At 34.1% G+C, this 13,294-nt stretch carries 12 protein-coding genes; 7 read left to right on the top strand and 5 right to left on the bottom strand.

Annotated elements, in window-relative coordinates; genetic code table 11:
* Positions 1–50: 50 nt before the first annotated feature.
* The 5 genes from IEV15_RS02550 to IEV15_RS02530 all read left to right on the top strand — a co-directional run bounded on the left by IEV15_RS02550 (position 51) and on the right by IEV15_RS02530 (position 3,720).
* On the top strand, positions 51–446 hold the full coding sequence (locus IEV15_RS02550) for a four helix bundle protein (protein WP_188360941.1): 396 nt from the start codon (positions 51–53) through the stop codon (positions 444–446).
* 83 nt (positions 447–529) lie between these two features.
* On the top strand, positions 530–1,681 hold the full coding sequence (locus tag IEV15_RS02545; RefSeq protein ID WP_188360940.1) for an ATP-binding protein: 1,152 nt from the start codon (positions 530–532) through the stop codon (positions 1,679–1,681).
* The gene (locus IEV15_RS02540) at positions 1,674–2,405 is read left to right on the top strand and encodes a metallophosphoesterase family protein (RefSeq protein WP_188360939.1); all 732 of its coding nucleotides are present in this window, start codon (positions 1,674–1,676) and stop codon (positions 2,403–2,405) included. Before IEV15_RS02545 ends, IEV15_RS02540 begins: the two co-directional genes overlap by 8 nt.
* 32 nt (positions 2,406–2,437) lie before the next feature.
* Entirely contained in the window at positions 2,438–2,986 is a 549-nt protein-coding gene (locus IEV15_RS02535; RefSeq protein ID WP_188360938.1) for a DUF3575 domain-containing protein, read from the top strand.
* A gap of 161 nt (positions 2,987–3,147) precedes the next feature.
* Positions 3,148–3,720 carry a PhnA domain-containing protein gene (locus IEV15_RS02530; protein WP_188360937.1) on the top strand — a complete coding sequence of 191 codons (573 nt, stop codon included), beginning with the start codon at positions 3,148–3,150 and terminating at the stop codon, positions 3,718–3,720.
* A 107-nt stretch (positions 3,721–3,827) separates the two neighbouring features.
* On the opposite strand, the gene IEV15_RS02525 is transcribed toward IEV15_RS02530, so the two are convergent.
* The 4 genes from IEV15_RS02525 to IEV15_RS02510 all read right to left on the bottom strand — a co-directional run bounded on the left by IEV15_RS02525 (position 3,828) and on the right by IEV15_RS02510 (position 7,820).
* Positions 3,828–4,199, bottom strand: coding sequence for a carboxypeptidase-like regulatory domain-containing protein (locus IEV15_RS02525; RefSeq protein WP_188360936.1), 372 nt, complete (start codon positions 4,197–4,199; stop codon positions 3,828–3,830).
* A gap of 127 nt (positions 4,200–4,326) precedes the next feature.
* Positions 4,327–5,880: an L-piperidine-6-carboxylate dehydrogenase gene (gene amaB, locus IEV15_RS02520; RefSeq protein WP_188360935.1), complete on the bottom strand. Its 1,554-nt coding sequence runs from the start codon at positions 5,878–5,880 to the stop codon at positions 4,327–4,329.
* 290 nt (positions 5,881–6,170) lie between these two features.
* Complete coding sequence (locus tag IEV15_RS02515) at positions 6,171–6,716, bottom strand: 3-hydroxyanthranilate 3,4-dioxygenase (RefSeq protein WP_188360934.1); 546 nt, start codon at positions 6,714–6,716, stop codon at positions 6,171–6,173.
* Positions 6,717–6,779: 63 nt separating this feature from the next.
* Complete coding sequence (locus tag IEV15_RS02510; RefSeq protein ID WP_188360933.1) at positions 6,780–7,820, bottom strand: endonuclease/exonuclease/phosphatase family protein; 1,041 nt, start codon at positions 7,818–7,820, stop codon at positions 6,780–6,782.
* Positions 7,821–7,956: 136 nt separating this feature from the next.
* Between IEV15_RS02510 and IEV15_RS02505 the strand changes: the two genes are divergently transcribed.
* Both IEV15_RS02505 and IEV15_RS02500 read left to right on the top strand, forming a co-directional pair.
* The gene (locus IEV15_RS02505; protein WP_188360932.1) at positions 7,957–10,803 is read left to right on the top strand and encodes a carboxypeptidase regulatory-like domain-containing protein; all 2,847 of its coding nucleotides are present in this window, start codon (positions 7,957–7,959) and stop codon (positions 10,801–10,803) included.
* Between the two features lie 20 nt (positions 10,804–10,823).
* Positions 10,824–12,239 carry a DUF5689 domain-containing protein gene (locus IEV15_RS02500; RefSeq protein WP_188360931.1) on the top strand — a complete coding sequence of 472 codons (1,416 nt, stop codon included), beginning with the start codon at positions 10,824–10,826 and terminating at the stop codon, positions 12,237–12,239.
* A gap of 206 nt (positions 12,240–12,445) precedes the next feature.
* Here IEV15_RS02500 and IEV15_RS02495 read toward each other — a convergent pair whose 3' ends face one another.
* Positions 12,446–12,757, bottom strand: a complete 312-nt coding sequence (locus IEV15_RS02495) for a hypothetical protein (protein ID WP_188360930.1) — start codon at positions 12,755–12,757, stop codon at positions 12,446–12,448.
* Positions 12,758–13,294: the final 537 nt, after the last annotated feature.

The raw sequence follows: 13,294 nt of genomic DNA, 5'->3' as shown, positions 1-13,294 counted from the left end.
ATTTTTTATGATTAAGATTGTTTATTATTTAAACCAAAAAATCTTTAAAAATGGCGACAATTAACACGTTTGAAGAATTAGACATTTGGCAATTAAGTAGAGAAATTTGTCAAGATGTTTGGAATGCTTTTGAAAACTCTTCATTGGGAAAAGACTTTGAATTAAAAAATCAGATGAATCGATCATCCGGTTCAATAATGGATAATATTGCTGAGGGTTTTGAAAGGAATGGAAGAAGGGAATTTATCAATTTTTTGAGTTATTCTAAAGGCTCTTGTGGTGAATTGAGATCACAATTATATCGAGCTTTTGACAGAAAACATATAACCGAAGAAGAGTTTGAATTTTTAAAAGAGAAAACAATTACTGAAAGTAAAAAAATAGGTTCCTTTATGGCTTACTTAGTAAAATCTGACAACAAAGGCAGTAAGTTTGACAAAAATTAGTTGCAGGTTTCAGGAAGCGAGTTGCAAGTTAACCCGTAACTCGTAACCCGCAACTCGCAACTTTAAAACCCGCAACTTTAAAAATGATCAATAAACGCCTTCTTATCAAAAACCTCTTAGCTCACAACGATGAGAGTAGTTTTTATGACAAAAAGCGTCAGTTGAATTTGCATACCAAGGAAGGTAAAGCGAAGTTTTTGAAACACATTTGTGCGTTATCCAATTCCAATCCTACTAATAACTCCTATATCGTGGTTGGGGTTGAAGATCAAGATAATGAAATTACCGGTAATGATTTTTTTGATGATAGCCGGATTCAGAATTTAGTGAATGCTTTTTTAGAAAATCCGCCGAAAATTCAATATGAAAATGTGCCGTTTCCTAATTTACCCAAAGATAAAGTGGTGGGTTTGGTCACAATAAAACCAAATAGTAAAGTTTCTTCCTTTAAAAAAGGAATTTACACCATTCCGGCTCGAACGGTTTTTGTGCGAAGAGGAAGTAATTCGATTCCAACCGAAGATAAGATTCCATTTTCTAAAATGAATACCGAAACAGTTATTGGTATTGAAAATAATTCGAGAAACAGTATTTCTTATACATTAGAAGGGGTGTTGGATTTTATGAACAATCGTCACAAAGACATGGCAACCAAATACCATGTTTTTAAGGAACTTTTTGTGGTTTGTTGGGCCGGAAATAAGAAAAAAGTTCGTGACAAAACCTTTTATTCGCGAGTGGATATTGAATTAATTAACGAACAAGTCAAGCTGTTTTATTCCGCTTTTGATGAAGTTTCGATTGAATATGATGACAAGACTTTTTCGATTACTGAATATGTTCCGCTGGGGTTGAATGACAAAACGAGTTATTATCCATTGGAGAAACAAACGTTGACCTTTTTTGATAATGGCTATTATAAAATTGAAAACGAGTTTTTGTTTGAACCACCACAATACAATCGAAAAATGATGTTTCATATTTATAATTCCAACTTGTTTTTGTTGCAAAAATTACAAAAAGGAATCGCTTTATCCGAAAATGAAAAGCGGGATTTACTAAATTTGCCTTCTACATTGATGATTTGTTATCTAAACGGATTTGAAGAAGCCAAACAAAAATTAATTGATGCCAAACCGCTATTAAAAACAATAGAAAATCAAATGGTTTATGTAAATTTTAAAGAAACTATGCGGATTTTAAGGAAGGTGAAATATGATAAAAACAATGACTAAAACATTCGTAATCGGAGACATCCATGGCGGACTTCGTGCTTTACATCAAGTGCTCGAAAGAAGCCAAGCCACAAAAAAAGATACCTTAATTTTCTTGGGTGATTATGTGGATGGTTGGAGTGAATCGCCACAAGTTTTGGATTATTTAATTGCATTGGAAAAAAAACAAAATTGTATTTTCATCAGAGGGAATCATGATGAATTGCTGCTCAATTATTTGAAAACAAACGATTACAACCAAGAATGGTTCAAACACGGCGGTCAATCGACCATTGATGCGTATGAAAAAGTTTCGGATGTAACTCGACATGAACATATTGAATTTTTAGAAAATCATTTAAAAGATTATTATTTAGACGAACAAAACCGCTTGTATATTCATGCCGGTTTTACCAATGTAAATGGAATCGCTTATGAATACTACCCAAGATTGTTCTATTGGGATAGAACCTTGTGGGAAACTGCACTTTCATTGAATCCTGATTTATCTAAAGAAAGTATCTTTTATCCTAAACGATTCAAGCTTTATCATGAAATTTACATTGGTCACACCCCAACCACAAGGATAGACCAAACAGTTCCAATCAACAAAGCCTGTGTTTGGAATATTGATACGGGAGCAGCTTTTTTTGGTCCGTTGACCATTATTGATGTCGATTCTAAAGAATTTTGGCAGAGCGAACCTTTACCACAATTGTATCCCAATGAAAAAGGAAGAAATTAATTGCTATATTTGTTACATAAAAAATTCAAACCATGAAAAAAATTCTACTTATTATGCTGGCATTTACAGCTTTTCAATCAAAAGCTCAAGGTGGTGATTATGCTGAAAACGAAATTAAATATAACATTTTAAACACGCTAATCATTGCTTCTATAGAGATTGGTTATGAACGTTTTATTGATTCCAATCAATCGATAGAAGGAGAAGTTTTATTTAACGACAGAGTAAATTATCACTCTGAAAAAGGAGCAAGAGAATTCAAAACCAATAGTTTTAAAATTGGATACAACTATTATTTTGGTACCGAAAATGCCGGTTCAGGTTTGTATGCCAATCCGTTTTTTAAATTCAGAACCGGTGATTTTATTGATGAAATTACTGTTGAGGGACAAACTGTAAAACGCACAACCGATATTGGTGGATTTATAATTGGAATTGGAGCCGGTTACAAATGGAATTCAAACGACAAGTTTGTGTTAGGACCTTATCTAAACATTGGTAGAAATTTTAATGAAGATTCAACCGATCGTTTTACGGCCATTGAGTTCAATGCAGGATTTAGTGTGGGTTACCGATTCTAACTAAATTATGATAAATTTAATGAAGCCGATAGAAATTTTCTTTCGGCTTTTTTTTATAATTAAGTTGTAAATTTTTCAAAACAGTATCTTTGTTTATCAATTTACTGGTCTTCATGAAATGACAAAATAGTTTTTTGACGAAAAATTAAAATAAAAAGATAATGACAATTATTGAAAAAAAATTAAATGATAGAAGTAATTCTAAATGTGAAATTAGTGGTTTAGAAGAAAATTTAGTGGTATATACTGTTCCTCCAAAAACAGAAGAAAGTTTAGAAAACAGTATTTTAATCACCTCTAATTTAAAGAATCAAATTGAAAATCCTGAGACTACTAATCCAGACGATTGGAGAGGTTTAAATGAAAGTATGTGGAGCGAGCACCTTCCTGTTCAAATTGTTTCTTGGCGAATGTTAGCTCGACTAAAGAACCACGATTTACTCGATATGATGTATTTGGATGAAGAAGCTTTGGAATGGGCAAAAGCAACTGGAGAAGGTGATGATGAAGAGGGAAAAATCATCCATAAAGATTCTAATGGAAATAGGCTAAAAGATGGAGATTCTGTTGTTTTAATAAAAGATTTGGATGTAAAAGGAGCCAATTTTACAGCAAAAAGAGGTGCTGCCGTTCACAATATTAAATTGGTTTGGGACAATGCCGAACAAATTGAAGGCCGTGTTGAAGGGCAACATATTGTGATTTTAACGCAGTATGTGAAGAAGACGAAATAATTGGCAATTCATTAATTGGCAAATTTGTCAATTAGAAAAATATGCAAATTTAAAACCCTGCTAAACTTCATGTCTAGCAGGGTTTTTTAAATTAAATCAAAAAAAAATTAATTAGGTTGTAAATTCACCGTTATCAATTGAGGAATAACATGGCAAACATCTGCCGTAACCACAATGAGTTCTGAGGTATACGTTTGATACCCTTCTTTGGAAACGGTTACCGTGTATGTTCCCACTCGTTCCCAAGCTCCAATAAAAACGGGAATTTCATTATTTGGTAATTGCTCTAATGTTTCCGTGTAAGTTCCATCTTGTGCAATAACCATAACTCCTGTTGACAAAACTTCATCCGTAACAGCATCTTTAACCGTAATGTTTAAACCTGCTTTTGCTTCTTGCGTACAATAGATGTCATCATCATCGCAAGTGGTTGCTAGTAAAAATGGCGTGCAAGCCAATAGTAAAAAAATCTTTTTCATTGTTTATTTTTTTTAGGTTACTAAATAGATGCCAGAACTTTGAAAAAGTTGCGTAAAAAAACCCTGCAAACGATAAAATTTGCAAGGTTTTCTTTTCTCTATTTTCTTTATTCTATTTTCTTCTCAACTACAAATCAAATTTAATTCCTTGTGCCAAAGGCAACTGATCAGAATAATTTATGGTATTGGTTTGTCTTCTCATATATACCTTCCAAGCATCTGAACCTGATTCTCGACCACCACCGGTTTCTTTTTCACCGCCAAAAGCACCGCCAATTTCTGCACCGGAAGTTCCGATGTTGACGTTGGCAATTCCACAATCTGATCCGGCAAAGGATAAGAATTTTTCTGCTTCTTTTAATTCGTTGGTCATGATGGCAGAAGACAATCCTTGTGCTACACCGTTTTGCATTTCAATTGCGTTTTCTACTTCACCGGTGTATTTCATTAGATATAAAACCGGAGCAAAAGTTTCGTGTTGCACAATTTCAAAATGATTTTCGGCTTCAATAATGGCTGGTTTTACATAACATCCGGATTCATATCCTTCGCCGGATAAAACGCCACCGTCAACTAATACTTTTCCACCTTCGGCTTTTGCTTTTTCAATAGCCGTTAAATAAGTGTTTACGGCATCTTTGTCGATTAATGGCCCGATATGATTTTTTTGATCTAATGGATTTCCGATGGTTAATTGTTTGTATGCTCCAACAATGGCATCTCTCACTTTATCATAAACCGATTCGTGAATAATTAAACGTCTGGTTGAAGTACAACGCTGTCCTGCAGTTCCTACAGCACCGAATACAGCACCAGGAACCACTACTTTTAAATCTGCGGTTGGTGTAATAATAATAGCATTGTTTCCGCCTAATTCTAATAATGATTTTCCAAAACGTTGTGCAACGGTTGTACCAACGATTCTTCCCATTCGGGTGGAACCTGTTGCTGAGATTAAAGGAATTCTAACATCAGTTGTCATCATTTCGCCAACTTTGTAATCGCCGTTAATGATGCATGAAATACCTTCCGGCAAATTATTATCTTTTAAAACTCCTGCAATTATATTTTGACAAGCGATGGAGCATAACGGTGCTTTTTCTGAAGCTTTCCAAACACAAACATCGCCACAAATCCATGCCAAAGCAGTATTCCATGCCCAAACAGCAACCGGAAAGTTAAACGCAGAAATGATTCCAACAACGCCAATCGAGTGCCATTGTTCACGCATCACGTGTCCTGGTCGCTCGGATGGAATAGTTTGCCCATTTAATTGACGTGATAAACCAACAGCAAAATCGCAGATGTCAATCATTTCCTGCACTTCTCCGTAGCCTTCTTGGAGTGATTTTCCCATTTCGTAGGAAACCAATTTTCCAAGAGGTTCTTTTAATTCTCTTAATTTATTCCCGAATTGACGCACAATTTCTCCTCTTTGCGGAGCTGGTATGGCTCGGAATGTTTTGAAAGTTGTAGTTGCGGCTTGCATTACTTTTTCGTAATCAGCTGCTGTGGTTGTTTTTACTTTTCCTATTAATTGACCGTCTACGGGTGAATAACTTTCAATGAGTTCTCCGTTTGAAAAATTAGTGCTTCCGGTAGAAGTTCCTTCGTTGATGGGTTGTATACCTAATATTTCAAGGGCTTCGGTCATGCCGAATTGTTGTGCGATTGTTGACATTATAACTTTTTTAGCGTGTATTGTGATATATTTTGCGAAGATACCGATTTTTTTTGTTTTGGAAAACTGATTTTGTTGTGGAGCACTGAATTGCAGCCCGACCGTGCCTGACGGCAGGCAGGTGGCAGTGGAAAGCCTTGTGAAGCAAAAACTGATTTTTTCTTGTTGAACCAAAGCGACCAACGGTCCCGATAGCTATCGGGACTTGGGGCAACTTAGAAAAAACAGTTTTGGCAAACAAACTTGTAACGGACAGCGGGAAATGTCTGCCATAACTCAGTTGTAGGTTGTCAGTTATCGGTTTTGGAGACAAAACGGGGATCGGTTTCCATAACGGTGCCGCAATTTTTACAGGTTCTAAGTTCTTTGGAATTGTAGAAATGTTGAAAATGGCCTAAGAAATCTTTTTCGATGTCTTTTAGTTCAAAATAAACTTCGTATAACTTATGGTTGCAATGGTCGCAAAACCAGAGTAATCCGTCCGGAATGTCTTGTCCGGCACGTTTTCTTTCGACCACTAATCCGATAGAGTTTTCTTCTCGCACGGGTGAATGAGGGGTTTTGGCGGGTAATAAAAACATGTCGCCCGGACCTAGTTGCATTGCGATTTTCTCTCCGTTATCTTGAACATAAACGGTGATGTTTCCTTCGAGTTGGTAAAACAATTCTTCGGTTTCGTTGTAATGGTAGTCTTTTCGGGCGTTTGGGCCGGCAACAATCATAACAATATAATCGCCGGAATCCACATATATATTTTTGTTTCCAACAGGAGGTTTGAGTAGGTGACGGTTTTCATCAATCCATTGGTTCAGATTGAATGGTTTTTGGATTGCCATAGTTTTAATTTTTGAATTGTAAATTTACAAAATAAAAAAAGCCGAACTGAATCGGCTTTTGAATTATTTTACTTCTTTTATAAGATAAAGATAAACGGCAAAGTGATCGCTAAATCCAGGTTCACTTGGCGAATTTCTGAGCGGATAACCTTTGTATTGTCCTGTAGTTTGAATCAAATAGGGTTTGTTAAAAACTCCCGCTTTCCAATATCTGAAGGATGAATAGTCATCTCTTAAGAAAGGTTCTGTAAGCATCATTTGATCAAATAAATCCCATGAATCTCTATAAGCAAGAGAACCTATTCCTCTTTTTGACATTTCTTCCATCGGATTATAAATTCCTCCTGGTTTTAATTGGTCTTTTTTGGCAACAGCACCAATTTCTTTTTTTACACTCTTATTATAAGGACCATCGTTCAAATCGCCCATAGTGATAATTTTAGCATCAGGATTTATTTTTTGCAATGAATCGATGATTTTTCTATTTAAAGCTCCTGCTGCTTCACGATAAGGACTGCTTCTTTTTTCACCACCCGAACGAGAAGGCCAGTGATTTACAATAAAATGCATTTCTTCTCCATCTAAATATCCAGTTACAAGTAATTGATCACGGGTATAAACTCTTTTTCCGCTTCCGTCAATATTATATATAATAAGGGGAACATTTAAAGAAGATGTTGGGGTAAAATGTTTCTTTTGATATAAAAAACCAACATCAATTCCACGACCATCAGGAGAATCATAATGTATAATTCCATAATCTTTTGCAGCTAATTTTGGTCGCTTTACAAGATCCTCAAGTACACCTCTATTTTCAACTTCACAAATACCAAGAACTACCGGAGAATTGGAGTGCTGTTCTGTTGTTCCAATATCTGATATTACGCGTTCTAGGTTTATTAATTTTTGCTGATATTTTTCAGCCGTCCAACCTTGAGCAGGTGTGTATTCTGAATCATTAACACCTTCATCATCTTTTATATCAAAAAGATTTTCAACATTATAAAATGCAATCGTGTGCATTTTGAATTTTTTTTCTTGTCCAAAAACAACGAAATTTGAATATAAAGCAACAAAAAACAATAACGAGTATTTAATTTTCATAAAACGTATTTTAAATTTAGGTAAAGTTTAATACAAACTCCGCACCAAAAGTAAATAATATTATTAAATAATGTACCTTTGCAGGCTGTTAAGAAATAATTAACAAGCAAAAAAGTCAATAATTTTAACTTTATTTATGAAAAAACTTGTTTTAAGTATTCTTTTTGTAATGCAAGTCCTAATCGTTTTTGGTCAACAAAACCCAGGTGTTACGGGTATAGTTGTAGATTCAAAAACACAAAGACCATTACAGAGTGTAGTTGTTTCCATTCAAAACACAACTTTAACAAAAATCACTTCTTCTGAAGGAGCCTTTCTTTTTGAAAATGTTCCATCTGGCGAGTATCTGTTACAAGTGAGAACTGAGGGATACGCAACTCAATTATTACCATTTGAGGTTTCTTTAAACCAAATGGTTGACTTAGGTGTTATTGTTATGGAAGAAGACATTACTTCTGAACAACAACTTAGTTTAATTACCATTACCGAAAGTGATTTAGGTGATGATAATAGTGGTTCTGAAAGCACTGCCGGATTATTACAAGCTACCAGAGATGCTTTTTTACAAGCCTCCGCTTTTAATTTTGGTCAAGCACGTTTCAGAGTAAGAGGTTTAGACAATGAGTATGGAGCTACCATGATTAATGGTGTCATGATGAACAAACTTTATGATGGTAGACCTCAATGGGGTAACTGGGGTGGATTAAATGATGCTACAAGAAATCAAGAATTTACAAATGGCTCAGGTCCGTCAGATTACACTTTTGGTGGTATTTTAGGAACTCAAGAAATCAACACCAGAGCGTCAATTTACCGACCGGGATCTCGCGTTTCGTTTTCCGGAACTAACACAAACTATAGCTGGAGAACTATGGCTACTCATGCGTCTGGGATGAACAAAAACGGATGGGCTTATGTGATTTCAGGCGGAAGAAGATGGGCACAAGAAGGCTTTTTTGAAGGAACAGATTATGCGGCAAATTCATTATTTGCGAGTGTTGAGAAAAAAATCAATGATAATCACAGTTTGAATTTTACTTCAATTTATGCTCAAAACAGCAGAGGTAAAAACTCACCAAATACTAGAGAAGTAAATGATCTTGCCGGAACTCAATATAATTCCTATTGGGGTTGGCAAAATGGTAAAAAGAGAAATTCTCGTGATAAAGATTTAGAGGAACCCATTTTAATGTTAAGTCATTATTGGAAAGTAAATACTAAAACAAAATTAAATACTAACGTTAGTTATCAATTTGGTAAAATTGGAAACTCTCGTTTAGACTTTAATAATGTAACAAATCCAGATCCAACCTATTATAGAAACTTACCAAGTTATTATTTGAACTTACATTCAGAAAATATTGATGGTGACTTTGTTTGGACACCTGATTTTGATGAAGCTGGAAATGCTAGAGCTAATTTTTTAGCAAACAGACAAATCAATTGGGATCAAATGTATCGCTCTAACTCATTGCCGATTACTGATGAAAATGGCATGGAAATAGGAAGAGCTCCAACAGAAAGTGTTTATGTATTGTATGAAGATAGAACAGATGATAAATTAATCACTGTTAACACGATTATGAATTCACAAATTGCAGACAATATTATTATGAATGCAAGTGTGAGTTATAGAAATTTAAAATCGAATAATTTCCAAAATTTATTAGATTTATTAGGTGGACTTTATTTTAGTGATGTAGATCCGTTTTTTGCCGGAAGTCAATCACAACCTGACTTAAACAATCCAAACAGATTAGTTGGTGAGGGTGATAAATATGGTTATAACTACAATATATTAGCAACTTCGCTTGACGCTTTTACACAATTTAAATTTACATATAATAAAGTAGATTTTTATTTAGCACAATCCTATTCAAGAAGTGAATATCAAAGAGAAGGTTTATATCAAAATGGTATTTATCCTGAAACTTCATTTGGTAAAAGCCGAAAAGTTGAATTTGATAATTTTGGTTTTAAAGGAGGTTTAACCTATAAAATTACCGGTCGTCATTTAATTGATGTCAATGCAATTTATATGACAAAAGCTCCAACAGTTAGAAATACATTTCCAAACGCAAGACTTAATAATCAAATTACCGCTGGTTTAGAAAGTGAAACAATTTATGGTGGAGACATCAGTTATGTAATTAGAGCTCCAAGAGTAAAAGCCAGAGCAACTGCTTTTTATAACAAAATCTTAGATGCAACTGAAGTTAGTTTCTTCTTTGCTGAAGGTTTAGGAATAGTAGATGAATTAGGTAATTTAAATTCAGGAAATGGTAATGCCTTTGTTGCTGAAGTTGTTACAGGCTTGGATAAGAAAAATATGGGACTTGAATTTGGTTTAGAATATCAAGTAACACAAACTATTAAAGCAACTGCTGTTGCAGCTTATGGTCAATATACTTATGATAGCAACCCAAATGTAGCTTTAAATGTTGACAATGTTAGAAGAACTGTAAATTATGGTTCTGCACTAATGAAAGACTACAGACAACCGGGAACACCACAACAAGCCTACTCTTTAGGTTTGGAATATCGTGACCCTAAATTTTGGTGGATTGGTGCAAACGTTAACTTTATGACAGATAATTATTTAGACATATCTACTGTTATGAGAACCAATAACTTCTTTAATAATGATCAAATTCCGATTGATAATCAACCGGTAGCTGGAGTTGACGAAGAACTTGCTCGTCAATATTTAAAACAAGAAAAATTTGATGAAATATATTTAGTAAATTTGGTAGGAGGAAAATCTTGGAGAGTAAGCAACAAAAACAGAAATACTGTTGGTTTTTTTGCCAGTATTAACAACGTTTTAGACCTTAACTACATTTCAGGAGGATTTGAACAAGGAAGAAATGCCAACTACACGCAAGTACAACAAGATTACGCTAGCGGAACAAGAGCATTCGGGCCAAAATACTTTTATGGATTTGGCAGAAATTATTTTGTGAATTTTTATTATAACTTTTAATCTACTTTAGACAATATACTATGAAAACAACTTTTTTAAAAACTATTTTATTAGTTGTAGCAGCTGGATTCGTTAGCTCATGCGTTAACGATGATGACTACAGCATTCCAAACTTTAATTGTGTTGATCCTAACTTGACGGCAAACAAAACTGTACAGTCAATGTATGATATGGCATCATCTACAATTCAGCAGTTCCCTGAAAATGTAACTCAAGATGACATTTTAGAAGCTTATGTAGTTTCTTCTGACAGAGGAGGTAACTTTTTCAAATCATTATCTTTACAAACCTTAGGAACAGATTCAACTCCACCGCTAGGATTTAGTATTCCTGTTGACGTAACTAGTCTTTTCACCATTTTTGAACCTGGTAGAAAAGTATATGTTAAATTAAACAAAAGATATTATAACATTACTAATGGTTCTTTAATTATCGGAGAGTTATTTTTAAATTCTTCAGGAAATGCTTCTGTTGGCCGAATTTCTGCTAACACATATGGTAACACAATTGTACGTTCATGCGAAGTGAGAAGCGAAGAGGATTTCGTTAGAACTTTAACTGTTAATGAAGCAAAACAAGACGCAAATCTTAACACATTGATTGAATTAAACAATGTACAGTTTGTTGATGCTGCTGTTGGATCAACCTATTACAATCCAAACAACCAAGTTGGAGGTGCTACTAATCATTTATTATCTGACACATCGGGTAATACAACAATTTTCAGAACAAGTAGCTTCGCAAGATATGCAGGTAATGTTGTACCAGGTGAAAGCGGAAAAATTAGAGGTATCATGACAAAATTTGGTTCTGATTACCAATTTGTAGCAAGAACTTTTGATGATATTCAATTAACAAATCCTCGTTTTGATGTAGATTTTGCTCCACCACTTGTTGGAGATAATGTTACTTTCCTTTCAACTTTAAATGAAACTTTTGAAAGCTATACTGCTGGGTCAAACACAACAGGTCAAAATAATTTCCCAATGTATATTAATGATGCTTTGGTTGGAAATGCGTATTGGAGATGTCGTTCAAACGGAACACCTGCAAACAAATTTATCCAAATGACAGCCTTTGGTACAGGTCAAAATGTTAAAACCTACTTTATCGTTCCTGTAGATTTTACAAATGCGAATTCATTCTCATTCCAAAGTCGTGCTTCATTTTTTGCAGGTGCTGTTTTGAAAGTTTATTATTCAACTGCTTATACAATTGGTGGTGTAGTAAATCCTGCTGATTTAACAGACATAACCTCTAATTTTGCTATTTCAGCTGCAAATAATGCAACAGGTCCATTTACACCTAGTGGCGTTTGGACTATTCCGGGTACACTAACAGGTAACGGTTTTATTCTTTTTGAATATACCGGTTCGGCAACATCTACGCCTGCTTTGACAACAAATATGGACTTAGATAATATTGTTATTAACTAAACTCTAGTATTATAAAAAATTAAAAGCGAGACAGTAAATTGTCTCGCTTTTTTTATGCAACTTTTTTAAAATCGAATTGAACTCACTCGATAGTAAATTTATCAAGTTACTGTTTTTTATAGGTAATGCTAAAAGCTTATTTTCTTTTATATTTTATAGAACAAATAACAGAAATTATCTATGTTAATTCTGGTTCTAGAAGAGCGTTACCCTTTCTTCCTTACCCTACGTTTTTTATCCCCCGGTAATAACGTAAAAAGCGAATAATCTTCTCGAACCACAAACTTTAACGTGGGCATATAAGCCGATAACTTATTGAGTTGTACAACCATTTGTTGATCCAATACCGTCACCAAAATAATCCCCCAATCCAATATTTTTTCCAAATCAGAAGCACTTGGCTTAATACTTAGCAAATCAAATAACAACTTAATTTTTTGCTCATTCAACTCCTGTATCGCCACATCAAGAGCAACTATTTCATCAAGATACTTTTTGGGTACAATAATTTTTGCCATAAATAAAATCAACCAGTTTAATAAATTAGTTTACATCATTTACAAACCTATTCTTAAACAATTTTATAACAAATAAGTTCACCTCAAGCAAGCTACAAAAAAAAGAGTATTTGATTTCTATAGCATAATTTGATAGTTATTTTAGGACGGGTCAAATATATGGATACTCCATAGATACTTCATAGATACTTTATAGATACTCCATAGATAAGCCATCAATGGTGACAGATTTTAACAAATATCCTATTTTAGAAATAGAAGTAAGCAATACAATACAGACCCAAATCATTAGATTGATGATAGTGAAAAAGTGATGTAAACCAGATAAACAGAACTCAGTGCTATTAAAGAAGGAACTCAGGGAGCAGGATTTTGAATCTATAAATATCTTTTTGAATTGAATTTTAATCAAAAAAAAACAGACTATCAATGATAGTCTGTTTTTAGCATTCAGTTGTTTTGATATTTATTTCTTTACAATCAAGAACTCACTTCTTCTGTTTTCAGCGTGTTGTTCTTCGGTACAATTTTCACCAC

The sequence above is a fragment of the Flavobacterium orientale genome (assembly GCF_014638005.1).
GTDB classification, from domain to species: domain Bacteria; phylum Bacteroidota; class Bacteroidia; order Flavobacteriales; family Flavobacteriaceae; genus Flavobacterium; species Flavobacterium orientale.
This window is presented reverse-complemented; position numbering and strand designations above follow the sequence as displayed.

Coding starts and splice junctions, on each gene's coding strand:
- IEV15_RS02550 (WP_188360941.1), top strand. CDS start 51: ATGGCGACAATTAACACGTTTGAAGAATTAGACATTTGGCAATTAAGT.
- IEV15_RS02545 (WP_188360940.1), top strand. CDS start 530: ATGATCAATAAACGCCTTCTTATCAAAAACCTCTTAGCTCACAACGAT.
- IEV15_RS02540 (WP_188360939.1), top strand. CDS start 1,674: ATGACTAAAACATTCGTAATCGGAGACATCCATGGCGGACTTCGTGCT.
- IEV15_RS02535 (WP_188360938.1), top strand. CDS start 2,438: ATGAAAAAAATTCTACTTATTATGCTGGCATTTACAGCTTTTCAATCA.
- IEV15_RS02530 (WP_188360937.1), top strand. CDS start 3,148: ATGACAATTATTGAAAAAAAATTAAATGATAGAAGTAATTCTAAATGT.
- IEV15_RS02525 (WP_188360936.1), bottom strand. CDS start 4,199: ATGAAAAAGATTTTTTTACTATTGGCTTGCACGCCATTTTTACTAGCA.
- amaB (WP_188360935.1), bottom strand. CDS start 5,880: ATGTCAACAATCGCACAACAATTCGGCATGACCGAAGCCCTTGAAATA.
- IEV15_RS02515 (WP_188360934.1), bottom strand. CDS start 6,716: ATGGCAATCCAAAAACCATTCAATCTGAACCAATGGATTGATGAAAAC.
- IEV15_RS02510 (WP_188360933.1), bottom strand. CDS start 7,820: ATGAAAATTAAATACTCGTTATTGTTTTTTGTTGCTTTATATTCAAAT.
- IEV15_RS02505 (WP_188360932.1), top strand. CDS start 7,957: ATGAAAAAACTTGTTTTAAGTATTCTTTTTGTAATGCAAGTCCTAATC.
- IEV15_RS02500 (WP_188360931.1), top strand. CDS start 10,824: ATGAAAACAACTTTTTTAAAAACTATTTTATTAGTTGTAGCAGCTGGA.
- IEV15_RS02495 (WP_188360930.1), bottom strand. CDS start 12,757: ATGGCAAAAATTATTGTACCCAAAAAGTATCTTGATGAAATAGTTGCT.